The sequence below is a fragment of the Dysgonomonas sp. 521 genome (genome assembly GCF_010501055.1).
GTDB lineage: Bacteria > Bacteroidota > Bacteroidia > Bacteroidales > Dysgonomonadaceae > Dysgonomonas.
The window spans coordinates 1-26,576 of sequence record NZ_QVMO01000059.1 but is presented as its reverse complement, the minus strand read 5'-3'; the positions used below and the strand labels follow the sequence as shown (position 1 = coordinate 26,576).

Below are 26,576 nucleotides of genomic sequence, written 5' to 3'. Positions count from 1 at the left end.
GATTTGGGCTTCCATCTGGTAAGTCGTCTGCGGGATGACTCCAACCTGCTCTATCTTTATCAGGGAGAGAAGACCGGAAAGAAAGGACGCCCCAAAATATTCGATGGCAAAATTGATATGAGTAAACTTGAGTACAGTCGTATGGAGAAGCTGGACATCTGCCAAGAAGAGGGGAAACTCTATACCTTGATTGCCCATTCAAAAGCATTGAAGCGAAATATACGGTTGGTGATATGGGTCACACCCAAAGGAGCACATAAACTCTATTTTTCTACTGACACAGAAATGAGCGGCAAAGATGTTATCCAATTTTACCGGACAAGGTTTCAGATCGAATTTTGCTTTAGGGATAGCAAGCAGTTCACCGGCCTGTATCACTCACAAGCAAGGGATATCAACCGGTTGGATTTTGCATTCAATGCATCAATGACTGCTGTAAATGCTGCCAAAATAATGATGAAGGAGAATGGAATACCCTTTTCTATGGACACACTTAAAAACCTGATGTACAACTCATATATACTCAAACGATTTTTTGAGCTGTCTGGGTTTAAGCCCAACAGAAAGATAAATGACAAACTTGTCAAAGAACTAATTGATATAGCAACCTATAGGGCTGCATGAATAGCGTAAAAACTATAGAAATTTATAACGAACTATTGTTAATCTATAACTCTAAATAAATGCGTACCTTTGCACTGCAAAAATCACATAACTAACAAAAAATATAAATATCATGTTTTCAGGTATAGTAGAAGAAGCAGCTACGGTGGTATCGTTACGTAAAGAAGCGGAAAACCTGCATCTTACGATGAAATGTTCGTTCACTAATGAATTGAAAATAGACCAGAGTGTGTCACATAACGGCGTTTGCCTGACGGTGGTAAATCTGGATGATGATAAATATACGGTTACAGCTATAAAAGAGACTTTAGAGCGTTCCAATCTGGGATTGTTACAGGTTCGGGATAAAGTGAACCTTGAACGCAGTATGATAATGAATGGGCGCCTCGACGGGCACATCGTTCAGGGACATGTAGACCAAACAGCTAAGTGCGTGGAGATACGTGAAGCCGATGGTAGCTGGTACTTCAAGTTCGAATACGAATTTGACCGCGAAATGGCAAAGAAAGGCTATTTCACAGTAGACAAAGGTTCGGTAACGGTCAATGGGATCAGCCTTACGGTCGTAACCCCTACAGACAATACATTCGAGGTGGCAATCATTCCATATACCTACGAACATACCAACTTCCACCAATTAAAAGTTGGCAGTGTGGTAAATATCGAATTTGATATAATCGGTAAATATATCAGCCGCCTTTCACAATTCTAAAAGCCCATCCTGCCTCCCCAAGGGGAGGTAAAGAATATTTATGGAAAATAAAAAAGATATAGAAAAACCTGATAGCCACTCCTTTGGAGGGGTTGAGGAGGCTCGATGTTTCTACGAACTGGTACAGCATCGCCAAAGCACACGGGCTTTTGATACTACACGTACGGTAGACCGTGAAACCATAGCCCGCATACTTGAGGCTGGGCGTTTATCCCCTTCGGCATGTAACGCGCAGCCCTGGCATTTTATAGTGGTGGATGAGCCCGAACTGAAAAACAAGGTTGCCGATGCCGCATCTGCCCGCCTGCTGGGTATGAATCACTTTACAAAGCAGGCTCCTGTGCATATCATTGTAGTGGAAGAAAAAGTAAACCTTAGCTCAAGTTTTGGCGGAATGGTAAAAGGTAAGCAATTCGCTTTTCTCGACATTGGTATAGCCGCAGCACATATTTGTCTCGCTGCCGAAGCCGAAGGGCTGGGTAGTTGTATTCTTGGCTGGTTTGCCGAGGCGAAGATGAAAAAACTTTTAAATATACCCGACAGCAGGCGGGTAGTTCTGGATATTGTCATCGGTTATGCGGCACAGCCTTTGCGCGACAAAAAGCGTAAACCTGCCGAAGAGGTAATATCTTACAACACTTACAAATAAACATAACTATACATATTTCAATGGGAAAAAAATATTGGGTTCTGCTCATCATTTTTGCCATAGTGGCAGCATGGTCGGGCTACAAGCCGTACGAAACAGGCTTGTGGTTTATGGAAGCAGGGATGTGCCTTGTCGGAGTTATTATCCTGATAGCTACATTCAAGCGGTTCCGCTTTACGGATATGACGTATATCTTTATTTTGATACATCTTATAATCCTTTTTGTGGGCGCGCACTATTCGTATGCGCGTGTACCCCTGTTCGACTGGATACAGGAAGTATTTGACCAGAGCCGCAATAATTATGATAAAGTAGGCCATTTTGCACAGGGGTTTATTCCTGCCATGATAGCCCGCGAACTGATAATTCGCCTCGATGTGGTTAAGAAAAAAGGATGGATTCCTTTCTTCGTTGTCTGCATCTGTATGGCAATAAGTGCGTTTTATGAATTTATAGAATGGTGGGCTGCCGTACTGTCGGGCGATGGCGCGGAAGATTTTCTCGGCATGCAGGGCTATATCTGGGATACTCAGTCGGATATGTTCTGCGCTATGATAGGAGCTATCTGTATGCTGCTGTTTTTATCGAAACTACAGGATAAACAAATAAGGAAACAGCTAACAGTCGACAGCCAACAGCCGGCAGATAATAATTGATGGATTTCTGAATTTTCAAATTAGAATAATGACTCTTTCTCAAAAGCAACAAGGTCATCTGCTTATGCTGGTAGTGATGACTATCTTCGGGCTGAATATACCTATCAATAAATATTTCTATGCTTCGGGCTTGCTAACCCCGATGGCTATGACACTGTTGAGGATGGGGTTCGCGGCTCTAGCATTCTGGCTGGTATCTATATTTCTCCCTAAAGAAAAAGTAGAAAAAAAAGATATGCTGGTTCTCATCATCGGCGGTCTTTGCGGGATGCTGATCAACCAGACACTGTTTGCTGTGGGGCTAAGCCAGACATCCTCGGTAGATGCTTCCATCATTACCACCAGCGGCCCTCTTTTTGCTATGATATTGGCAGCACTTATCTTAAAAGAGCCTATTACCTCTAAGAAAGTAGGCGGAGTGCTGATTGGCGGAGCGGGAGCTATATTCCTTGTCTACTCCAGCAATCAGGTGAGTACAGGAGGGCAGGGTTCTGCGCTGATAGGAGATATTTCGGTATTGAGCGCGCAGTTATTCTATTCTTTTTATCTGGTAATAACGCGTCCTTTATCTGTTAAATATTCTCCAATAACCATGATGAAATGGATGTTCCTTGTTGCAGCCTTGGTTGATTTACCCTTTGCTTTCCGGCATGTGGCGGAGGCTCCAATATTTCATCAAGCGCACATGATGCCTTATCTGCTTCTTTCATTTACGCTGGTAGGCGCCACATTCATTACCTATATGCTGATTCCGCTGGCGCAACGCAGGATCAGGCCTACTACCATTTCCATGTATAACAATATGCAGCCGCTAATAGCTTCGGCTGTTGCCATATCGATGGGTATGGACAGGTTTACGATAGAGAAACTGATAGCCGGAATACTTATTTTTAGTGGTGTATATCTGGTAACGGTAAGTAAATCAAAGGCAGATATGGACAAAGAGATAGTAGGGGTTGAAAAATAAAATGTAAATTTGTAGTTTAATATTATTTGAAACCAATGAAGAAAATACGAATCATATTACTGTTCATCCTTTTGCCTGTGACATGTTCCGCCCAATTTCTGGGAATAGGTGCCCAATATGCGGACGCTAAGGGAAAAGGAAATGATTTTCAGTTTGCGGCCAATGCTTCATTTCCGGTATGGCATAAGAAAAACCCATTGAACTCATTTATATCCAGTGGCATAGATTACACCGGAGGCAGTTCTCCTGTTGCCGGACTGAATCTTAAACCCATCCAGTTTTCCTCCTTCCTTAGCGAATCTTTATTTAATAAAAATAAAGCGACTATACTGGTCGGATGTGATGCCGGTTATCTGTTCAATTTCAGGCATGGCAAAGATGGCATTGTAATCACACCGAATGTTTATTTCGATTATAAGTTTTTCTTTGTGAAGGCAGGCTATGATTTTAATGTGACGGGAAATGAACAGCAATTCTTTGTGCGAGCCGGGATCTGTTTCGGTATGGGTACGATAAAGTCATTTGTGAAAACGACAATCTGGTAACGAATATTCACTATGAAAAAACTTATCATTCTATTTTTTATACTGTTACCAGTTTTCTGTTCTGCCCAGTCTTTCGGTATTGGGTCGCAGCACGTTAAAAAAGAAAAACTACAACTTTCCATAAATAGCTATGTGCCCTTTTATCAGATAAACAGAGTTTCGTCTCCTGTTGTACTGGGTTTGGGGTCGGGTTTCGACTATCTCTCCCCCCGCTTTAAGGTGTCGGGGCTGAATGTAAAGCCAATTTCGTTATTCCTGATGAATAATAGTACATCGCCTTTTACTTTTGGCATGAGGCTTGATGCCGGTTATAACTTTGGTTTCGGCCGTGGAAACGGGGTTGTACTTACACCGAACCTGTATGCCGATGCTTCCGTTTATTATATATCTGCCGGCTACGACTACAATATACATCACAACAGAGGGCAGTTTTTTGTCCGGATTGGAGTTGGATTGACATTAGGTTTCCTCAAGGATTTGATAAACAGACAATAAGATGTCTGGCGGATTGGGTGCTCCGCTGGCGTAACGCAGTGAAGACAGGCAAGGATTCTGCGCAGCAAAATTATTTCAAAAATAGAATCTTTAAGATATATTATCAATGATTCTTATATATAATAATTCATCTCAAACGTTATAGAAACCAGAAAAGCAGATATGTACTAATTAATTGTAACTTTTTTGCTAATTTTGCAGACCGTTTTATTCGGTGTTTAATTACGAGGTAAAAGAATGAAAATAGCTGCATTGGTATCGGGAGGGGTAGATAGTTCCGTGGTTGTACATCAACTGAAGGAACAAGGCTACGACCCTACGATATTTTATATACGGATCGGCATGGAGGACGAGCAAGGTTATATTGATTGTCCTGCAGAAGAAGATATTGAAATTACAACCTATATTGCCAAAAAATATGGCTGCAAGATGGAAGTCGTATCCCTGCATGAAGAATATTGGGAAAATGTGGTAAGTTATACTATAGACGCCGTTAAGCGCGGCCTTACTCCCAATCCTGATATGATGTGCAACAAACTGATAAAATTCGGATGCTTCGAACAGAAATGGGGGCACGAATTTGACAAGATAGCTACAGGGCATTATGCTACAACGACCGAACTGAATGGAAAGACATGGCTCTCTACCGCGAAAGACCACATAAAAGACCAGACATACTTCCTCGGCCAGATAGATTACCTGCAAGTATCGAAACTGATGTTCCCTATTGGCGACTTGCTAAAGAGTGAAGTGCGGGCCATAGCGGCGCAACAAGCGTTGCCTTCTGCCCAGCGTAAAGACAGTCAGGGCATTTGTTTCTTAGGGAAGATTAATTATAATGACTTTATCCGCCGTTATCTGGGTACACGTACCGGAAAGATTGTAGAGCTCGAAACCGGAAATGTTCTGGGAAAGCATGACGGATATTGGTTCCATACCATCGGGCAACGTAAAGGGCTGGGACTGAGTGGAGGCCCCTGGTTTGTAATAAAGAAAGATACCAGACGCAACATCGTATATGTATCTAACGGATATGATCCTGAGACACAGTACGGTAAAGTAGTGAATCTGGCAGGATTTTCTTTTATTACGGAAGATATCTGGGGCAACTTTGAAGGCACAAAGGATGTAACTTTCAAAATCCGCCATACACCTGAATTTACAAAAGGGCGGATAGAAAAAATCGGAGACCTGTATCGCATCTATTCCGATGAAAAAGTACAGGGGATTGCCGCCGGGCAGTTTGGGGTGGTTTATGATAATGAATCTAAACTATGCATCGGTAGTGGCATGATTGCTAATGATGAAGAATAAAAATATACCACTGACCATTAATTTATAATTTCCCAAAACATGTTTCTTTTTGATGATTTAGCTCAGATTCAGGTTGTTGATGTCATTGAAGCTTTAGGAACGATCGCGTTCGCTATCAGTGGTATCCGGTTGGCATCGGCTAAGCGTTTCGACTGGTTTGGCGCTATCGTTATCGGTTTTGTGACGGCGACAGGAGGAGGGACATTGCGTGACCTGTTGCTCGATGTACCCGTATTCTGGATGCAGGCAAGCCGCTATATATGGTGCACGCTTTTTGCATTCGCCATAGTCCTTTGCTTCCGCAAGTATCTGGTTCATCTTAACAATACGATCTTTTGGTTCGACTGTATCGGCCTTGGTTTGTTTGTCGTTGTGGGATACGAAAAAGCCCTCGCTCTCGATTATCCAATCTGGGTATGTATCTCTATGGCTACCATAACCGGTATAGTAGGAGGTATAATACGCGATATACTAATCAATGAAGTTCCGATAATATTTACACAGGAGCTGTATGCTGTAGCCTGTATTTTGGGTGGAATATTATTCAGTATATTGAGTTATTTTAATGTAGATTTGCTGGTTATCGAAATCTCTACCGCTGTATTTGTAGTGGTCATACGGGTGCTGGCAACTAAATATCATTTGAAGTTACCGATATTGAAAGGAGAAGATTGAGAATCAGTAATCAGTAAGCAGTCATCAGTTAGCAATTCATAACTCATTATTCTCACCTACTCTTCGAATTCGCTTTCCATGTCCATCAGTTCTTTCTTTATCTGTTCCAGTTTTTGGATGACTTGTATTTTGCGGGTTTCTTCGTCTTTTGTTTGTTTGAGGCTTTGCCGTGCACCTTCCAGGGTTAATCCCTTTTCTTTTACCAGATGATACACCACAGCGATATTCTCTATATCGTTTCTGGTATATTGGCGGGTTCCGCCATCTGTTTTTTTCGGCCTGATAATATCGAATTCTGTTTCCCAGAAACGGAGCAGCGACTCCTTCACTTTAAAGTGGGAGGCTACTTCCTTCACTGAGAAATACAGTTTGTTACTATTATCAAAGTCTATCTTCATTATTTGCTTCTAGTAGCTAACTTTTAGTTACTCACTGCTCATAGATTACCGTTCACTGCTTACTGTTGACTCCTTCCTAATCCATTACCTGCCCGTGGTTGGCAGCAATCTGAAGCATCTTATCATATTCCTCAGGAGAAAGATCCATGAAGTAATATTTGGCAGGATTGTCAGGTTGTCCTTTTACATGCACTTCGTAGTGTAAATGCGGACCTGTGGATTTTCCTGTATTGCCGACCTCTCCAATCTGTTCGCCTCTGGTAACTATTTGTCCCAGACGCACTTTGTAGTCGTTCATATGGGCATACAATGTTTTATAGCCATACCCATGATCTATAATAACACATTTTCCGTATCCCTGCCGCCAGTCTACCCATGTGACCGTACCATTTCCGGTAGCATATATCGGAGTACCTATATTTGCCGAAAAGTCCATTCCGGCATGGAATCGTGGCGTACCATATATAGGGTCTATCCGTGTGCCGTAGCCTGATGCTACATGTCTCAGATATTTATCGGGTACAGGTTGTATACTTGGTATATGTTTCAACCGGTCTTTCTGGTTTTTAGCAAGGCTTAGTATTTCGTCAAAAGAATTGGACTGGATATATATCTGTTTTTCGATGAAGTCCATCTTTTTTGTTGTCTGAATAATCAGCTCGGCATTCTTTACATCCATAAGGTAATCGTACCGCCCTACGCCGCCAACACCGGAATTGCGGATTGAGGAAGGGATAGGGTCTGCATGGAATATAGCCCTGTAGAGATTATCATCACGTTGCTGTACGTCCCCTATTACCTTTATCGCTTCGTCCATCCGTTTCGACAAAACTTCGTATTGCGCACGGATCAGGTCATCTTGCTTTTCCCGTTCACGCGCCCACGGAGTCCCGAAAAAATATACAACAGCTACCAAGCCACCGATACCAACTATAACTCCTGATATCAGATGACGGAAAACTACAAAAATCCTATCTTTAAGGCTAGGATAAATCCGGTCGTATGTAAGTGTTTGCGGGTTGTATCTGTAATATACTTTTCGCTTCATTTTATGGTCCCCGTCATTTTTATTTTAGCGAGTTCGACAAAAGTAAAGTTTTTGCGCTATTTTTGCAAATTGAAATCGCTAATGTGTAAATAAGAAAATGTAAAAATTAGCAAATTATAAGATAAAAGACTAAATTCATTTTCAAATTTGCTGATTTTTGAATTTACTAACTAAACAAATATGATGACTTCTAAAGAAATTCGTGAATCCTTCAAATCATTTTTCGCTTCTAAAGGACACAAGATTGTGCCATCCGCGCCGATGGTCATTAAAGGAGACCCTACACTGATGTTTACCAATGCCGGTATGAACCAGTTTAAAGATATTATTCTGGGTAACGCGCCTGTCAGGTACCCACGTGTAGCCGATTCTCAGAAATGTCTTCGTGTAAGCGGAAAACATAACGATTTGGAAGAAGTAGGCCACGATACATATCATCATACGATGTTCGAAATGCTTGGCAACTGGTCTTTCGGAGATTACTTTAAGAAAGAAGCTATCGAATGGGCGTGGGAATATCTGACCGAAGTTCTCAATCTGGATAAGGAACGCCTGTATGTAACAGTTTTTGAAGGTAGCCCCGAAGAAGGCCTGTCCCGTGATGACGAAGCCGCGGGTTACTGGGAGAAGTATTTGTCTAAAGACAGGATACTCAACGGCAATAAAAAAGATAATTTCTGGGAAATGGGAGAAACCGGCCCTTGTGGCCCGTGCTCCGAAATCCACATAGATATACGTTCCGATGAAAGGCGTGCTGAAATAGACGGCGCGACACTGGTAAACAAAGATCCGGATGTAATTGAAATCTGGAACCTTGTATTTATGCAATACAACCGTAAGGCTGATAAATCCCTTGAACCGCTTCCGGCAAAGGTTATTGATACGGGGATGGGATTCGAACGCCTGTGTATGGCCGTCCAGGGCAAGGTATCGAATTATGATACGGATGTTTTCCAGACTATTATCAAGGCGCTTGGCGAAATGACCAATACCGTTTACGGACAGGATGCGAAAAAAGATATTGCCATGCGTGTGATTGCAGACCATGTGCGTACAATAGCATTCTCTATTACCGACGGGCAGCTGCCATCTAATGCAAAAGCGGGTTATGTGATACGCCGTATCCTTCGCCGCGCGGTGCGTTACGGATATACATTCCTCGGTCAGCATAAGTCGTTTATGTACAAATTGCTTCCTGCGCTTATAGAAACAATGGGTGATGCTTATCCGGAATTGGTTCAGCAACAAACACTGATTGAAAAAGTGATGAAGGAAGAGGAAGAATCGTTCCTCCGCACATTAGAGACAGGTATAAAACTGCTGGATAAGCAGATTGCGGATACGAAAGCAAAAAATCAGGCACAGCTTAGCGGGATAGAAGCTTTTACCTTATATGATACATACGGTTTCCCTCTCGATTTGACGGAACTTATCCTGAAAGAGAACAGTATGACCGTAGATGAAAAAGGCTTTAAAGCTGAAATGGAAAAGCAGAAAGAACGTGCGCGCGGAGCGGCGGCTGTGGAAACCGGCGACTGGGTAACGCTCAAAGAAGGCGATACTGAATTTGTAGGATATGATTTTACAGAATATGATGCTGAAATACTGCGTTACCGTAAGGTAAAACAAAAGAACAGCGAGTTTTATCAGATTGTACTGAGCCACACCCCGTTCTATGCCGAAATGGGAGGTCAGGTAGGCGATAGCGGCTGGCTGATTAACGATAATGAAAAAATAGAAATAACAGATACAAAGCGTGAAAATAATCTGGCTGTACATCTGGTGAATAAACTACCACAGGATTTGACGGCGACATTTACCGCCCGTATCAATATAAAGAACCGTACAGCTACAGAGTGTAACCATACGGCTACCCACCTGTTGCACGAGGCATTGCGTGAGGTGCTGGGCAGCCATGTAGAGCAAAAGGGTTCGTATGTATCGCCTTCGGTACTTCGCTTCGACTTCTCCCATTTCCAGAAACTGACGGATAAGGAAATCCGTAAAGTAGAGCGTTGTGTGACTGCCCGTATACGCGAAGATATTGCCCGTGTGGAAATGCGCCATGTACCTATCGCTGAGGCTAAGCAAATGGGTGCAATGGCCCTATTCGGCGAAAAGTATGGGGAAGATGTCCGCGTTATCCGTTTTGGCGATTCTGTGGAACTTTGCGGGGGTACGCATATTTCGTCCACAGGGCGTATAGGCTCGTTCCGCATTACCAACGAAAGTTCTATTGCTGCCGGTATACGCCGTATAGAAGCTATTACAGCAGAGGCGTGTGAAGATTATTTCTATACACAGCAGGATATTTTGACGGAGATCAAAGGCTTGTTTAATAATGTTCCTAACCTCACACAGGCGCTTCATAAGTTCATAGAGGAAAATGCCGATATGAAAAAGCAGATGGAAGAATATATAAAGGAAAAAACCGTTCAGGTAAAAGACGCACTGATAAAGAAGAAACAGGTTCTGAATGGTATAGACTTTTATATATTGAAGGGGCCGTTTCCGGCAGAGGTAGTGAAAGATATAGCATTCCAGATAAAAGGGCAATTCCCTGAAAATTCGGCGTTTGTAGGAGCGACCGAACATGAAAGTAAACCACTGTTGACAGTTATGTTAAGTGACGACTTGGTAAAAGGCCGTGGACTCAATGCCTCGCAACTGGTTCGCGACGCGGCCAAGCATATTCAGGGTGGAGGCGGAGGCCAACCTCACTTTGCTACAGCCGGAGGTAAGAATGCCGAAGGATTGGCTAAGGCTTTGGACGAGATAGTAGAAAAGATAAAGTAAGATACCTGATATAATGTATGGGAGCCGGAAAATTTATTCCGGCTCTTTTATTTTATCTCTATATTAAGAAACTGATTAAATCTTATATCTTCGCACAAATGTCTCCGGAGGTAGCGGCAGCCATTGCTGAAGTAATTGATATAGTTAAAAAAATGATTTAACTTTTAGATAGAGAAAGAATGTTTACTTTTGTATCAGAGTTCTTTACTGTATAGAGAACAAAATGAAACCATGCGAACTTCACAGCTCACATGGCTCTACACTTCACAAACTACACAAAACTTGCGGTTTTTTTAAAACTATTAATTACTGACTAGTAATACTGCTTTGATTAAAGCTTATATTATATTAGGTCCTATTACCCAACTCTTATCTTTCATATTTAATCTTTAATTCCTTTTTACATTTGTAAAAGTAATACACAATAATGGGATTTATAGGCATAAATCTGTGTTTTTTGTGCGTCTCGTATTTCTGATTAAGTAATAATCGTGTTGTGTTTTTCTCAAATTGAAAAATTTGAAAAAAATGAAATTTGCAGTTTCGTTTTTCGAAACAATTCCTTATGTGAATTTTGAGAAATGAAAAATGCAGGCTTTTTTAGCCTGATCAGACCGGGCGTCGAATAGGTTGGAATAGCAACTGTATATCACTGGCATCTTTCTCTTTTTCTCAGGAATAGCATATAAAACAATAAAATGCTTATTTTTGTGTTTTATAATATGATTAATCAGCAGTCTGTTTATACGTGTCACAAAATAATCTAGTACGTACACTATGCTTTGGTCTTAGTGTATTATTTTTGCTTCTCTTCACATCGTCTTGTTCTAATAAAAAGAACACAGCTATGACTCGTTTTTACCATTCGGTAAATACACGCTATAACATACACTATAACGCGGATATTGCATATAAGGAATCTCTTGAGGCCAAAGAGAGAAACCGTGAAGATAACCTGTCACAATTATTGCATATTTTCCCACAGAATTCATCCGATTCGGTCAGCTCCTCATCCGGTAGTTTTACAACTACAATAGATAAAACGACCAAAGCCATAAAATTACACTCGATAAAAGCAAGACCCAAAAGAGACCCGAATAGGCGTAACGACGCCGATTATCAGGCATGGCTCCGGCAAAAGGAATTTACGCCTTTTATGGATCAGGTATGGCTGTTACTGGCAAAGGCCGAATTTCAGGATGGAAATTATCTGCAATCCGTCAGCACATTTCTGTACATAACCAAGATATACAGTTCTAACCCTGACATCGTTGCCGAATGCCAACTATGGATAGCCAGGGCATATACCGAAATGGGCTGGATGTACGAGGCGGGCAATGTCTTGCACAAGATGGAGATTGACGGTGGCCCTCCCGAAAAACATAAGGGGCTCTACTCTTTGGTCAAAGCGAACTATCTGGTATATAATAATGAGTATCAGGCAGCCGTTCCTCAATTGGAATTAGCTATAAAAAAAGAAAAAAATAAGTTACAGCAGATACGTATGAAGTATCTGCTGGGACAACTTTATGCCCAGATGGGAGATAAGGAAAAGGCGGATAAGGCATTTGCGTCGGTAAAGGGAATGAGTACACCTTACAAGTACACATTTAACGCGCAGCTTCAACAAGTAAAGCTGGATGATTCCCTTGACAAAACCAAGGCATTGTCTAAATTATCCGGCATGACCAAAGGCTCAAAGAATAAAGAATATCTGGACCAGGTGTATTTTGCGATAGGCGATATATATCTGGAAAAAAAAGATAGCGTAAAAGCCATCGACAACTATAAACTGGCAGTAGAAAAAAGTACCCGTAATGGTTATGATAAAGCGATGGTACAAGTCAGGTTAGGTGATATCTATTTCACTCGGCGTGAATTTGTGCTGGCGCAACCTTGCTATTCAGAAGCTTTGCCGTTATTGGCAAAATCTCATGATGATTATCCCCGCGTAGCGCTCAGGTCTGGAGTCTTAGATGAACTAGTCGTATTTGTAAAGACTGTGCAAGAGCAGGATAGTTTGCAACATCTGGCTCAATTGCCGGAAGACGAACGCCTCCAAATTATCAATGATAAAATAGAGAAACTGCGGAAGGAAGATGAAAAACAGAAAAAAGAAGAAGAAACTCAAAAAAGAATAGAGGAAAGAGCGGATAGGATATCGTCGTGGGATGATATTCAGGAAAGCCTTCTGGAACCGCAAAAGCAAACCACGGTGGCTCAGATTCCGACACAGCAAAGTACCGGTTCTTTCTATTTTTATAATGAGCAGGCAGTAAATCAGGGGAAGGTTGCGTTCCAGCAACGGTGGGGAAACAGGAAACTGGAAGACGACTGGCGGAGGCGTAACAAACAGTCGACAGGGTTCTCTGATATGGATTTGGCAAACGAAACCGATTCTGTGCATACCGATATAGCAGAATTGAAGACGCCGGATGGCGATACGGATAATTCTAAGAATGTAATTGAAGATGTATATTCAGTCGATTATTACTTGCAGCAATTACCTCTTACCCTGGAAGCTATAGAGGAATCGAATGAGTTGATAGAAAACGCATTGTATAACATGGGGCTTATCTACAAAGATAAGCTGGGAGATATAGCTCTGGCTATCGATGCGTTCAACATGGATATATACCGGTTCCCTAATACTCCGAATCTGGAAGAAATTTATTATCAGTTACTACTTATTTATATGCGTCTGGGCGATAGGGATATGATGGCTACATACCGTTCCAGGCTGATGAACTACTTCCCTTCGGGCAAATATGCGGGGCCTGTTTCCCAGCCTGATTACGAATGGAATTTCCGCCATATGGCCAACTTGCAGGATTCGCTTTACAATGAAGCTTATTCCGCATACAAAAGGGCTGATGTGGCTACCGTAAGGCGCAACTATACGGCAATGGACACGAAGTATCCGTTCACAGACCTCATGCCGAACTTTACGTTGCTCAATGCCCTTACTTACGCTCAGGTGCGGGATGCCGGTAATCTGGAAATATCGTTGACCGACTTGGTCAAGAAATATCCGAAATCAGATGTTACTCCATTAGCGAGCGATATCCTCGACAGGATTAAAGATGGTAAGATATTATTATCCGATGGCTCTCCTATAACCGATTTTGACTGGAGCAAAGCCTACGAAAGCGCAGATTCGTTATTAGCCTCGAAAGGAAAAGTGTTGCAATATTCAGACACATTGGATGTCCCATATATGCTGCTGTTGATGTTCAAACCGAGGACGATAGACCGCAATGAGCTTCTGTATCAGGTTGCAGACTACAACTTCTCCAACTACGTTATCCAGACATTCGATCTTAGTTTCGATACAGACCCGCCTTATGAGGTGCTTCAAATGAAAGGATTTAATTCCTTTGCGGCAATAAGGTCGTATCTGTCCAGAGCATATAATGAAAACGGACTGGTGCATCATATCGATACATCTATCCTTGTGGTGCCTATTTCTACCGATAACTATATAAACGTACTGCCACGTCTCGGATTAGCGCAATATATGGCATACTTTAGCGAGCATTTTGCCGACCAGTTCCCTCAACTCATAGCCTCATGGAACGGAGTAGAGTATGTTGCTCCTGTTGATCCGGAGATAGCGGAAGCTGCACGGCCGGATGAAGCAGGCAATGAGGAACCGGATACGACAAAAGAGCCGGTAACCGAAACCGAACCGGTCAAAGAACCTGTCATAATATCTAAGACAGAAGAAAAACCGGTAGAAAAACAGCCGGATAAACCAACCGATACTAAACAGATCACGGCTGACGACTTACTTACTAAAGACCAGTTGGAAAAAGTAGGTCAGGTAAATGACGTTGTAGAAGATATAGAGAATATCGTGAATAATCCTGTTGACGGCATTAAGAGCCTGTTTGGCAGGTATAAGAACAGGGAAAATCTGACCAAAGAAGAGAAAGCCGCGCAGAAAGAAGAAGAAAAGCAACGCAAGCAGCTGGAAAAAGAGCAGAAGGCGATAGCAAAAGCATATCAGGATTCGATACAGAAAGTAGAGAAGAACAGGACGGACTCTATAGCCAGAGTAGAGAAGGCGCTGGAAGACTCGATAAAAACGGCGAAAAAACAGGCTGAAGAACAGAAACGCCTGGAAGAAAAGCAGAAAGAAGAAGCTGCTAAGGCTGCGGTAAAAGCCAAAGAAGATGCCCGCAAGCAAAAAGAGGAAGAGCGCAAAGAAAAAGAACGTTTGCAGAAAGAGCGTCTACGCCAGCGTGAAAAAGAACGTAAAGAAAAAGAAAAAGCCAGAGAGCAGGAACGCAAAGAAAAAGAAAAGCAGGCAGAGGAAAGACGTAAGCAGCGAGAGAAAGAAAGAGGATAAAATCGCCTTTTAATCACATATAATTAAAAAAGGTAGGCTTCTATAGTTGAAATCACAAAAAAAAATCATTAATTTGCTTTGTGAAATACTAGAGGCCAAGCCTTTCATTCAAAAAACTAACTATATGAACGAGAACCTAAATCCTGAATTGCCGGAAAACAATCTATCTGAAGAAGTTAAGAAAGAATCTGTAGCAGAAGATATAAATACAACTGAGGTTGTTGCAAACGAGCCTGTTATCGAGGATGCGAATCCATCTGAGGCCGTTATCGAAGAACCTGTAGCAGAGGCTGAAAGTACAACTGAGGATGTTGCAGAGCAATCTGTTGCAGAGGAAGTAAAACCAACCGAAGACACAACGGAAGAGCCTGTTGCAGAAGAAGTAAAAGAGCAATCGGAAACACCTACAGAAGCTTCATCGGCGAAACAACCGTCCTTGACCAAAGATGAAATTATCGAAAAACTTAAAAATCTGGCTGCTCAGGCCGAAGTACCTCCGCGTGCTGAGGTAGAGTCTCTCAAACAGGCGTTTTATAAGCTCCGTTCTGCGGCGGTAGAAGCTCAAAAGGCTGAATTTATAGAAGCAGGAAACGATGTGGAAACTTTTGCTCCGGTACCGGATCCAAGTGAAGAAGTGCTGAAAACTTTCCTGAACGATATAAAAGAAAAGCGTGCGAATCAGGCTGCGGCGGAAGAAAGGCTTAAAGAAGATAACTACAATAAAAAACTCCAGATAATAGATAATATAAAGAAACTGACAGAAAGCTCAGATGACTTTAATAAGTTATATAAGGAGTTTAAGGATTTACAGCAACAATGGAATGATATCACACTGGTTCCCCAGTCGAAAGAGAAGGATTTGTGGAAATCATACCAGATCTACACAGAGAAATTCTATGATCTGATAAAGATTAATAATGAATTCCGTGATTATGACTTTAAGAAGAATCTGGAACTTAAAACCGCTATATGCGAATCTGTAGAGAAACTAGTTGATGATACCGATTCCGTGTCAGCTTTCCATCAGTTGCAAAATTTTCACCAGCAATGGCGCGAAATAGGGCCTGTTGCAAGAGAACTGAGAGAAGAGATATGGACGCGCTTCAAAAACGCTTCTACTGCTATCAATAAGAATTACCAGACACATTTCGAATCCCTTAAAGGCAGGGAAGAGGAGAATCTTGCCGAAAAGACAGCTATCTGCGAAACGCTGAAAAGTATAGATTACTCAGTCCTCACTTCTTTTAAAGAATGGGATGAGAAGAGCAAAGAAGTGATCGAACTTCAGGCTAAATGGAAAACGATCGGTTTTGTACCTAAAAAGGTAAACAACCAGATTTTCGAAGAGTTCCGTGCGTTGTGCGATACATTCTTCGAAAAGAAAAGCGAGTTCTTCAAAGGCGTAAGGTCTGAGATGGACGAAAATCTGGAAAAGAAACGCGCGTTGGCAGAACTGGCGAAAGAACTGAAAGACAGCACGGAGTGGAAGTCTACGGCGGATAAACTGATAGCTATACAGAAGGAATGGAAAACGATAGGGCCTGTACCTCGTAAATATTCCGATGCAGTATGGAAAGAGTTTGTTACAGCCTGTGATTATTTCTTTGAGCAGAAAAAGAAAAACGAATCGTCGCAGAAGACTGAAGAGTTGGAAAATCTGGCAGCCAAAAAAGAAATCATAGAAAAGATAAAGAATGTAGATTTGTCTCTTGACCCGTCAGAGTTGATAGCACAAGTGCGCGAACTGGCGGATGAGTGGCACAAGATAGGCTTTGTACCGTTCAAGGAAAAAGATAAAATCTATAAAGAATTCCATCAGGCAGTGGATGCGCATTACGACAGGTTGAAGGTGGATAAGACCGAGCGCCGTTTCGAATCGTTCAAGTCGAACATGAGGGATCTGTCGAAGCAGGATAATCCGAAACGAGCCTTGTATAAGGAACGCGACCACTTGATGCATCAGTATAATAAAGTGAAGACAGACCTTCAGACTTATGAAAATAACATGAATTTCCTGTCTATCTCATCTAAGGGTGCAAGTGGCTTGTTGAAAGATGTAAACAGCAAGATCGAAGGGCTTAAGAATGAAATGGAATTGCTAATAAAGAAGATAGAAGCTCTTGATGAAAATCTGAACGAACTGGAAAAATAAAATCATATCTACAATAAGAGGGAAGGTTGTCTGATTGGACAACCTTTCTTTGTTTTACTCTATTTTATAAGGTATGGATAAAGATTTTGGTTTATTTTTATCTAAAAAATTTATCTTATATAGTAGCTTTACACCTTATAGTAAGCTAAAAAGGTAACAGCTGAAAAGAGTCAAAAACCTGTCACTTTTGTCACTTTTTAGTTAGAAGATAACGAATGCTGTCCGAAAGAAGCGTTGAGAAGAGAATCAATAAGAAGCATGAGGTATTTTTGATAAGAAAGAATAAAATGTGATGGAACAGGCTGTTTATGGCGAAAAATAATATATTTTTGAAGAAAGAATATTAACACAAAAAATATTTGACATGGGACTTTTTGATAAATTGAGAGGTGAATTAATAGATATTATCGAATTTCTAGATAATACACAGGATACAATCGTATATCGCTTTGAGAGGTATAACAATGAGATAAAGAATAACGCGAAGCTGGTCGTTCGTGAGGGGCAGACAGCCGTTTTTGTTGACGAAGGGCAGATTGCCGACACTTTCTCTCCGGGCACATATACGCTGAATACGCAGAACCTGCCTATACTAAGTACACTGAAAGGATGGAAGTATGGTTTTAACAGCCCGTTCAAGGCAGAAGTGTATTTTGTAAGTACAAAAAACTTTATCGACCAGAAGTGGGGAACTAAAAATGCCATTATACTGAATGATAACCGTTTCGGGATGGTTGAGGTAAGGGCGTTCGGTACATACACCTTTAAGGTGACTGATGCGTCTGTATTTATCAGGGAAATTGTAGGGACGAACCAGACTTTCACCACAGATAATATTAAGGAACAGCTGAAAAGCATTATAGTTACACGCTTTTCGGATGCCGCGGCCGAATCCAACCTGCCGATAGAAACCTATGCCGCTAATCTGAACGAATTGTCGGAGGCTATATTCGGGTTTATGAAGGATGATTTCATGGCCTATGGTATGGATGTGACTAAGTTCCTGATAGAGAATGTTTCTATGCCTGATGAGGTTAAAAAAGAAATATTTGAGCTTAGCCGCCTCGATAAGATTGATCTGGATAAACTGGCGAAGTTGAAATCTGCTAAAGCAATAGAGGCCGCTGCCGAAAACCCTTCGGGAACAGCCGGTATGGGTATCGGGCTTGGCGCCGGTATGGCTATGGCTAACCAAATGACACAGTCGATGGCTAACCAGATGCAGAACCAGAACACTCAGAATACACAACAAGGCACACCTCCTCCGGTTCCGGGAGCCATTTCGTACTATGTGGCTGTAAACGGACAACAGGCTGGGCCTTTCGACAAAGCGGGATTGATTGAATTAGTAAAGAACAGCACACTGACACGCGATACATTAGTTTGGAAAAACGGCTTGTCTGATTGGGCTTCGGCAGGAAACCAGTCCGATTTGCAGGAATTGTTTACAATGACACCTCCGCCGTTGCCAAAACAGGATTAAAATGACGGATACTTTCGAAATAACATTAACAGGCAGTGACACATATCAATGTCCGCATTGTGGCGCTGCCCTTAAATATAAGCCGGGAACGGATTTTCTCCATTGCGATTACTGTGGGGCGGATACACCTATCAATAGCAAAAAGGTGGATGTTGTTCAGGAACTGGATTTTGATAAGTATGCGGGACAGGCTGAAATACTGAACACAAAAGCCACAAAAGTAATCGCTTGCCGTACCTGCGGGGCTGAGTCAACATTCGACGAGAGCATGAAATCGGTAGAGTGCCCTTATTGCGGGACGCCGCTGATAGAGTCGGACGCGCATGAGGAACGTTTGATACAGCCTTCGTATCTGTTGCCTTTCAAGGTTTCGGATAATGAGGTCAATAGCCATACGTCGGTCTGGTTGTCGCGGCGTTGGTTCGCTCCCAACAAATTGAAGTCGAGGGCTTTGTATGACAACAGGCGACAGGGTGTTTATATACCGTGCTGGACTTACGATTCCCAGACCGAAACCGATTACACCGGCGAACGTGGCGATAATTACACGGTTACGGTAGGTAGCGGCAAGAACCGCCGGACAGAGACCCGTACACGCTGGTCGTATGCGAGCGGGCATATATCCCTGTTCTTCGACGATGTCATGGTGCCTGCATCCAAGATTATTACCACACAGGTAATGACCCGGATCAGCAATTGGGACATGATGAATATGGTAGAGGCTGACAATCGTTTCCTGAGCGGCTTTATTACCGAAAAGTATAATATAAATATGCAGACGGGATATACGGCTGCCAAAAGTAAGATGGAATCTGAGATCCAATACGCTATCCGGAGGGATATAGGAGGGGATCAGCAGCGTATAGATTCGGCCAGGACAACATTCAGCGATATAAAATTCAAGCTGATACTATTGCCGGTCTATATGTCGTCCTATACCTATAACAACAAACTGTACCACTTCTTTGTAAATGGCAGAACTGGGCGTGTTACCGGAGACAGACCGTATAGTGCTGCAAAGATAGCCCTTGCCGTTGTAGCAGGATTGATATTATTGGCTTTGTTTATCTGGTTTGTAAATAATTATGGGTAACTATCTTTATTTCAAAGTCTTAATCTTTAATATCTCAAGATTTTTAAATCTCTTAAAGGCTTAATTCCTAGATGCTCTGCTTCGAGGAAATTTAATGCAAATAGGCATTAGCCTATTATCTGTCTATTTGTTGTTTTTACTTGCAATGAACGGCGCAATACAATTCGACCTGAATATTTCATAAGCCTGCGTTGTCCTGTAATTCGTTAAGTCCCTTTCATATTTTAACGATAGATTCAGGTCAGCCTGTTGAGACCTGAAAGAGAAGCATAAGTAATGTATATAACGCAACATAATGGTGGCGTATGCCTTTTGTTCGTTGTTTACAGCTTCCTTCAAAGCCTTTTCGTAATATTCGCGGGCTGTGCCGGCAGTCATATAGTTACGCATCCATTCGGGAAGGCAGTCGATCTTTGAATAATCTGTATCTCCTACACTCCACGAGTAACGCGTCATCATCCACGCGTTGCCCCAATATGTCGTATTGAAATAAGCATCGCCCAGCTTGTTATAATAGTCCGCGCTCTTTGATTTATCTCCTGTTGCTTTCTCCTGTAAGTCTATCAGTTCCTTTACAAAGTCGGCTTTGTTAAACTTGTAGTCGAACGCACGATGCTTATCAGCCTTCAATCCTTTAGGTATGAAGGGATCTTCATTTAGATAATGTCTGAAAGAGAAATTGCTACTTTGCCAGTAATCCTGAGGCATTGAAGCGAAAGTTGTATATGCCAGTTTCAGGTCGTTACTTCTGAATGCCATCGTTCCTTTTAGCTCTTTATAGGCGTTTACTGAACTTAGGGGCTGGTTGCACAGGTAATCTTCGAAAGCCGTCTTTTTCGATTTTTCCAGGAGGCTTATCAATATATCCATATCGGATATTGTCGCAGTCTTGTCAAAGTACCCGGTAGTGGTATATGAATCTCCGCTACTGTAAGAAAAATACCAATCGTTGTTAGCATTATAATAGGAATCGGATTTCAGCCTCATAAGGATACCATATACACGGTTTTCCTTTTTCAGGTATTCATTGGACAGAGACAATGTAAGTGTATATAACATCCTGTTGTTCTGGTAACCCGGCATAGAAATCCTCTCAAGATCTGCGATATTATCCGTAAATACATCTTTGAACTTATTGGATTCTATATTCTGTGTCTTAATGGCAAGCCATATTGTCTCCAGTTTCTTTTGCAAGAGTATAGATGGATTGGCTTTGTCAGAGACCTTTGATATATATTTATTGGCATCGGATGTATTCTCCTGTAATAATGACAGATGAGCAAGGCTGATGGCGTAAAAATCCTTAGTTTGGCCATTTGCAGAAGGTAGCATGTCTGTAAGCAGCGCTTTTAACTCAGCCAGATACTCCATGTCCGTACAGAGATTCTCTTCCTGTAATTTATCCCCTTCACTATCATTTTCTTCTTCCTCTTCGGCATGCTCGCGCTTATAGTTTTCGTACCATTCATTATAATAGGCGCAATGGAAAGGGTCGCTGTTCGTCATCGAGTATTTGCCATAGAACAGGGGTGTGATAAGCCAGTCTTCGAGTTTATTAATCTCACGGAGTACGAGGAATGGGATATATTCGTTGCTCTTATCCAGATTGTATGCTTCCCTTATCTGCTCCAGAGCCCTGCCCGAATTTCTCAGGGCAAGCATTACAAGGGCTGTACTCAGTTCTTTTGGGGTGAAGTCTTCTTCATTATATTTATCGTCAAATAGTTCCACGCTCCTGAATTTCTTCTCATCACTGCTGCTGAATACCTGAATAAAATAGCGGTAACGGTCGGGGTTATCGGATGGAAGAGACATGGCTTTAAACAATCCCGCCCATACGCTCATCAGGTTGTTCTTGTCCACCTTGCCAAAATATTTGTCATAAGTTTGGATTACATTGCCAAACTGTTTAGCCTGAAAGGAAGAACGGCAGACCTGGAACGCGTACCGTTGTTTCAGGAATTGGGACGATTCTTTATTCAACAGGGTTTGCGCTTCGTTCATCAGGTTCCATTTTGCGCTTGCTTTATCTTTTTGGACATCCTCCCAGTTTTTATAATTGTAATAATTCCTGTTGTCCCATTCTTCAAAGCGGCTGCTATTGCCTACTTCGTACAACTCTGCTTTCTTGGCGAAAAGCATATAATTAAGCAGGCTCTCATTTCCTTTTTCGGTAAGGTACTTGATGAATGAGTTGTTCCCGAAGGTTTCGTTCAGTGTTTTCTCATTGTATGCCTTTATAAAGAGATCGGCATTTGTATTGTATTGTATCTTATATATATCGTCTATCGATGGCTTATTCTTACACGCTGCCAGCCATTCGGAGCAATTGCGGTAACGGTCGTTTTCATCCGGGTCGCTGCTCAACTGGTCGTCGCCCCCCGAATAGTATACAGATGATAGTGTATAGGTAAAAGGTTGCAGGCATCTCAGCCATGGCAGGTATACGCGGAACATCATCGCCCTGTAATCAGACTCTGACTCGTAGAACCCACATGCGTTAATGTACTGTGGAGCAAGTAGTGCGATACTACTTAGAAAACAAACTATATATATCCTTAATTTCATCTGTCCCATAATTTTCTATATAAGATTTATTCCACGAAAAGAAAGTCACACGCGAATGTTCATCCATCGGGATCTCTTTCTTCAGATATTTTGCCATGTCGAGCAGTTCGTCTTTCGAAACACCTTCTACCCTGATTATATCTCCCTTCCGCATAAAGAAGTTGCCGGTGACCTTGTCTACAAGTGAGCGGTATCGCCCGTTTCCTAAATTTTGATACTCTACAAAGTTATTCTCATATTCTTTGTTGGTGGCATTACCGAGCAGTCCGATGAACTTTTCATTCCTAAACAAGACAGCCCAGCTGAAAACGGGTAATGCCACATCGAGTGTCAGCGGATATTTATCGCCTGATACATATTTCTTTAATTCATCCATAGAAGCGATTGAATTCTCCACATTATAGTCATTCGCTGCCTGCATGTTGTAGCACATCAGCAGGCAACGGTTGACGGGCGGCACCCCGGCAGTCTTTGTTTGCTTATACTGCCACAGGCGCAGGGTTACCGTTATATTTTTATCTTTACAGTCTTTCTTGAAGCGGTTGAGAAAATAAAAGAACTTATCTTTGGTGCCTGACGTCCAGTCACAATCGATTAGGATATCTTTATATTTGTCCATATAGCGGGCAATTACAACCTCCCTGATGGAATCTGTATCTACAGAACTGTCATAATCCCTTTCGCTATTATAATATGCACTGCGTCCGAAATCGCGGGTAATGTCGTCTATCCTGCGTTTTATCCTGACACTTAAAGAGTCAAGTGCTTTTTCATTGCTCTTTTCGAAAACCTTGTTTGTAAGGAAGACCGACGGAGTAAAATTTCCGGGTAAAGAATCATTGCCGGAAACGGAAGCCATAGGCTTTGCTTCTTCCGATATGGCATCCCAGTCTACATCGAAGTAACGCACATATAAGTGATTAGCCTCAGTTGCGTGCCATAGGGCAGTGTCGGCAGTGTACCATGTATTCCAGTAGCAAAAGGATCGCTGTTCATTATCGGAATAGGTTGGTCGGGTGTTACACGAACATATAAATGATGATAAGAAGACCATCAGGGTTAAGGCACGGGTACATTTTTTTATAGTCATATCTGGACAAAATAATTCGTTTCGTATCTAAACCGGAAATAAATCCAAATATATGGATATTTAGCAGATATGACAAATACCGGAATGTATTTATTTGCCTGACACCAGGGGTATTCGCTTAGAGGGAGGCTTGTTTAAAAGAGGCGCGCAACACCCAGTATATGGAGTCGGATTCTATTTCGAAAGGATATTTTACCCATTCGTTCAGGGCTAAGGATATAACGCCGTTACCCTCTTTATATACACCTGTTTTTATACCTTCGGGGTCTATCATCATGCCCAGCCTGTCGGTTATTCGGTGTACATTTTCCTTTATTATGTTTTCATATATGAGCACATCCCCGTTGTGGAAGTCATAACCCGAAGGCAGAGCCTCCTGATTGTCAATTTCGATAGCAATAAGCCTAAATTTAGAACTGCTGGGTATTATTATATGTGGCAGCCCTGAAATAAAATCTTCATCCTTATATTGTTTGATAAAATCATTAATATATAATGCAGGTATATAAGGTACTCTGATAAGTTGTTGTGCAATTTTCAGCTTCTCTGTTTCCAGTACCAGTTCGGTATTATAGTGCAAAAGTTCGTTTACGGACAGATCTTTTTCGATAAAATCCGCCAGAGGAATGCCAAAAAAATTAGCAATCTTTATTATTACCTCAATTTTAGGCTCTGCACGAAACTCTTCGTAAGAGGATATATTGCCTCTGGAAAGCTGGAACAGATCAGCAAATGCCTGCTGACTCAGCCCTCTGACGTTTCGTATCTTTTTAATATTTTTTCCTATTTGCGACATAAAAAAGCTAAAAATATTTGCATTGTAAAATTATTTTACTAACTTAGCTAAAAATATTAGCAAAGCTAAGGTTTAATTCTTGAAAAAGCAAATATTTTAGATTTGAAATCATATTCGTATCAACACTATAATATATATAATTATGTATTTCAAAAAGATAGAATCATACATTTCAAGGCTTGGGTATTCCGTTTCGTACCAGAACGAAAAAGAAGGGATATTTTGCATCGAAAGCGAAGCGGACGGGATAAAGAACCTCATTATAGGTGTGGCGCCCCCTATACTGATTGTTGAGCAATATCTCTTTACGCTCAAGAGTGACGACAAAGACATCCTGAAATCGCTGCTGATAAAAAACAGGGATATTATACATGGGGCCTTTGTATTGGATGAAGAGGGAAAGAAAGTCATTTTCAGGTACACCATGCAAATTGAGAATCTGGATATGAATGAATTTGAAGGAGCATTAAACTCTTTAGGGTTGCTGCTCAGCGAATATTATGAACAAATTATTGAATTTTCTAAAAAATAAAAGCTATGAACATTTTCAAAAGACTTTTAAGAATCGGACAGGCAGAAATACACTCTGCCGTTGACAAGATGGAAGACCCTATCCGTATGACCGAACAGGGAATCCGTGAAATGAGACAGGACCTTGAGAAAGCACTTGAATCGTTGGCGCAGGTCAGAGCGATGGCTATTCGTGCTAAAAACGATAAAACCAAGAAAGAAACAGGTGCACAGGATTATGAGAATAAAGCTATCTTACTGATGACCAAAGCCCAAAAAGGGGAATTGGATATCTCTCAGGCCGAAAAACTGGCAAAAGAAGCGCTAGCCCTGAAAGAAAATCTGGTTGCAGAAGCGAAAGTGCTCGCAGAACAACAGGTAACTCACGAAACAGCCGCTGATGAAATCCATAAAAACATTGAAATCCTGCGATTCAATATTACTAAATGGGAGAATGAACTGAAAACGTTGAAATCGAGAATCAGGGTCAGCCGCGCCACAAAGGAGGTAAACAAGCAAATGGCTCAGATTGACAGCAACAGCACCATCAGTATGCTGGAACGCATGAAAGAGAAAGTAGAGGAAGAAGAAGCACTTGCTCAGGCATACGGAGACATCGCCAATAAAAACACATCGGTGGATGATGAGATAAACAAAGCCATTGGCGACGATGCCGGAAAGGTTAATCTGGAACTTGACGAAATAAAGCGAAAACTGGGAATGATATAATATTTAAAAATTTAATATTTAAAAAATCAAGATTATAAACGTTTATATTTCTTGAACTCCAAAATCTTTAAATTATTAAATCTTTGAATCTTTAAATCTAATTATCATGGCCGATTTTTTTTACAACCTAATGCACCCGCTGCCAAATGCCGTAATGACAGTCATCATGGCAGTCCTGATGGTATACTGGCTGTTTGTATTCATCAGCGGAGCCGGACTGGAAGACCTCGATTTGGGATTCGACTTTGATGTCGATATTGATGTTCCCGATGTAGATCTTGACGCTGATGTGGATGTAGACAGCGATGTGGATTCTTCGGAACCCGACAAAGACGTGTCCACAGAGAAAGAACCGGGATTTTTTATGAAGTTTCTGAACTTTATGAATGTAGGGAAAGTCCCGTTCATGCTGATACTGTCCACATTCAAGTTCATAGTTTGGATAGGTTCATTAATCACTACATCGCTGGTCAATGTCACCACATGGGGATTGTGGTCTGTGCTGATACTTATCCCATTAGGTTTCATAGGGCTGTTCTTTACCAAAGCGGCTACAAACCCAATGGTCAAGCTCTTCAAAGAAATCGGCTATAAAGGCGAAGAAGAAATAGATTTTCTGGGACGTGCCGGAAAAATGCTGTCGAACATCAAGGATACAAAAATAGGTACTGCCGAATTTCTGGTGGATGGCAACCCTATCAAACTGAACGTAATGAGTATAGATGGCGAAGAAATAAGATACGGGGACTATGTAATTATTGCCGATGAATCGGACGACAGGAAAATCTATTATGTAAGCAAGGAAATCAGTATAAGGAATTTATAATATTTCACTAGTGTCCGGTTATAAATCAAACAGTTTCAACTGTTTATCGTCACCAGGACTTATTGATTTGTAATTATTTTTTGTAAACAGTTCATCTAT

Annotated in this window: 22 protein-coding genes; 17 read left to right on the top strand and 5 right to left on the bottom strand. The window is 41.6% G+C overall.

The features are described from left to right. The 9 genes from D0T84_RS15565 to D0T84_RS15525 all read left to right on the top strand — a co-directional run. Positions 1-624, top strand: a 624-nt coding sequence (locus D0T84_RS15565) for a transposase (RefSeq protein ID WP_163308785.1), incomplete at its 5' end; no start/stop codon positions are given. A gap of 112 nt (positions 625-736) precedes the next feature. Next, on the top strand, positions 737-1,336 hold the full coding sequence (locus D0T84_RS15560; protein ID WP_163308784.1) for a riboflavin synthase: 600 nt from the start codon (positions 737-739) through the stop codon (positions 1,334-1,336). Positions 1,337-1,376: 40 nt separating this feature from the next. Beyond that, a complete protein-coding gene (locus tag D0T84_RS15555; RefSeq protein ID WP_163308783.1) occupies positions 1,377-1,985 on the top strand; it encodes a nitroreductase family protein in 609 nt (202 codons plus the stop codon). Positions 1,986-2,005: 20 nt separating this feature from the next. Continuing rightward, positions 2,006-2,641 carry a DUF2238 domain-containing protein gene (locus D0T84_RS15550; RefSeq protein ID WP_163308782.1) on the top strand — a complete coding sequence of 212 codons (636 nt, stop codon included), beginning with the start codon at positions 2,006-2,008 and terminating at the stop codon, positions 2,639-2,641. 28 nt (positions 2,642-2,669) lie between these two features. Further along, positions 2,670-3,608 carry a DMT family transporter gene (locus D0T84_RS15545; protein WP_163308781.1) on the top strand — a complete coding sequence of 313 codons (939 nt, stop codon included), beginning with the start codon at positions 2,670-2,672 and terminating at the stop codon, positions 3,606-3,608. A gap of 35 nt (positions 3,609-3,643) precedes the next feature. After that, a complete protein-coding gene (locus D0T84_RS15540) occupies positions 3,644-4,153 on the top strand; it encodes a hypothetical protein (RefSeq protein WP_163308780.1) in 510 nt (169 codons plus the stop codon). A gap of 12 nt (positions 4,154-4,165) precedes the next feature. Then, positions 4,166-4,648, top strand: a complete 483-nt coding sequence (locus D0T84_RS15535) for a hypothetical protein (protein ID WP_163308779.1) — start codon at positions 4,166-4,168, stop codon at positions 4,646-4,648. A gap of 237 nt (positions 4,649-4,885) precedes the next feature. Then, positions 4,886-5,962, top strand: coding sequence for a tRNA 2-thiouridine(34) synthase MnmA (gene mnmA, locus D0T84_RS15530; protein WP_163308778.1), 1,077 nt, complete (start codon positions 4,886-4,888; stop codon positions 5,960-5,962). A gap of 39 nt (positions 5,963-6,001) precedes the next feature. Next, entirely contained in the window at positions 6,002-6,637 is a 636-nt protein-coding gene (locus D0T84_RS15525) for a trimeric intracellular cation channel family protein (protein ID WP_163308777.1), read from the top strand. A gap of 56 nt (positions 6,638-6,693) precedes the next feature. Here D0T84_RS15525 and D0T84_RS15520 read toward each other — a convergent pair whose 3' ends face one another. Together D0T84_RS15520 and D0T84_RS15515 are read right to left on the bottom strand one after the other, a co-directional pair. Further along, positions 6,694-7,035, bottom strand: coding sequence for a MerR family transcriptional regulator (locus D0T84_RS15520; RefSeq protein ID WP_163308776.1), 342 nt, complete (start codon positions 7,033-7,035; stop codon positions 6,694-6,696). Between the two features lie 76 nt (positions 7,036-7,111). After that, on the bottom strand, positions 7,112-8,083 hold the full coding sequence (locus tag D0T84_RS15515; protein WP_163308775.1) for a M23 family metallopeptidase: 972 nt from the start codon (positions 8,081-8,083) through the stop codon (positions 7,112-7,114). 180 nt (positions 8,084-8,263) lie between these two features. On the opposite strand from D0T84_RS15515, the gene alaS reads away from it, so the two are divergent. The 5 genes from alaS to D0T84_RS15490 all read left to right on the top strand — a co-directional run bounded on the left by alaS (position 8,264) and on the right by D0T84_RS15490 (position 19,958). After that, positions 8,264-10,879, top strand: coding sequence for an alanine--tRNA ligase (gene alaS / locus D0T84_RS15510; protein WP_163308774.1), 2,616 nt, complete (start codon positions 8,264-8,266; stop codon positions 10,877-10,879). 847 nt (positions 10,880-11,726) lie between these two features. Beyond that, positions 11,727-15,230: a tetratricopeptide repeat protein gene (locus tag D0T84_RS15505; RefSeq protein ID WP_255495409.1), complete on the top strand. Its 3,504-nt coding sequence runs from the start codon at positions 11,727-11,729 to the stop codon at positions 15,228-15,230. Positions 15,231-15,354: 124 nt separating this feature from the next. After that, the gene (locus tag D0T84_RS15500) at positions 15,355-17,382 is read left to right on the top strand and encodes a DUF349 domain-containing protein (RefSeq protein WP_255495408.1); all 2,028 of its coding nucleotides are present in this window, start codon (positions 15,355-15,357) and stop codon (positions 17,380-17,382) included. A gap of 364 nt (positions 17,383-17,746) precedes the next feature. Then, a complete protein-coding gene (locus D0T84_RS15495) occupies positions 17,747-18,865 on the top strand; it encodes an SPFH domain-containing protein (protein WP_163308772.1) in 1,119 nt (372 codons plus the stop codon). Between the two features lies 1 nt (position 18,866). After that, positions 18,867-19,958: a hypothetical protein gene (locus D0T84_RS15490; protein WP_163308771.1), complete on the top strand. Its 1,092-nt coding sequence runs from the start codon at positions 18,867-18,869 to the stop codon at positions 19,956-19,958. Between the two features lie 123 nt (positions 19,959-20,081). On the opposite strand, the gene D0T84_RS15485 is transcribed toward D0T84_RS15490, so the two are convergent. The 3 genes from D0T84_RS15485 to D0T84_RS15475 all read right to left on the bottom strand — a co-directional run bounded on the left by D0T84_RS15485 (position 20,082) and on the right by D0T84_RS15475 (position 24,412). Next, a complete protein-coding gene (locus tag D0T84_RS15485; protein ID WP_163308770.1) occupies positions 20,082-22,526 on the bottom strand; it encodes a hypothetical protein in 2,445 nt (814 codons plus the stop codon). Then, positions 22,489-23,616, bottom strand: a complete 1,128-nt coding sequence (locus tag D0T84_RS15480) for a hypothetical protein (RefSeq protein ID WP_163308769.1) — start codon at positions 23,614-23,616, stop codon at positions 22,489-22,491. Before D0T84_RS15480 ends, D0T84_RS15485 begins: the two co-directional genes overlap by 38 nt. 118 nt (positions 23,617-23,734) lie before the next feature. Then, the gene (locus tag D0T84_RS15475) at positions 23,735-24,412 is read right to left on the bottom strand and encodes a helix-turn-helix domain-containing protein (RefSeq protein WP_163308768.1); all 678 of its coding nucleotides are present in this window, start codon (positions 24,410-24,412) and stop codon (positions 23,735-23,737) included. Between the two features lie 142 nt (positions 24,413-24,554). On the opposite strand from D0T84_RS15475, the gene D0T84_RS15470 reads away from it, so the two are divergent. The 3 genes from D0T84_RS15470 (at position 24,555) to D0T84_RS15460 (ending at position 26,477) form a co-directional block, all read left to right on the top strand. Then, positions 24,555-24,944 carry a YbjN domain-containing protein gene (locus tag D0T84_RS15470; protein ID WP_163308767.1) on the top strand — a complete coding sequence of 130 codons (390 nt, stop codon included), beginning with the start codon at positions 24,555-24,557 and terminating at the stop codon, positions 24,942-24,944. A gap of 5 nt (positions 24,945-24,949) precedes the next feature. Then, positions 24,950-25,651: a PspA/IM30 family protein gene (locus D0T84_RS15465; RefSeq protein WP_163308766.1), complete on the top strand. Its 702-nt coding sequence runs from the start codon at positions 24,950-24,952 to the stop codon at positions 25,649-25,651. A 106-nt stretch (positions 25,652-25,757) separates the two neighbouring features. After that, positions 25,758-26,477: an OB-fold-containig protein gene (locus D0T84_RS15460; protein ID WP_163308765.1), complete on the top strand. Its 720-nt coding sequence runs from the start codon at positions 25,758-25,760 to the stop codon at positions 26,475-26,477. The last annotated feature ends 99 nt before the right edge of the window (positions 26,478-26,576 follow it).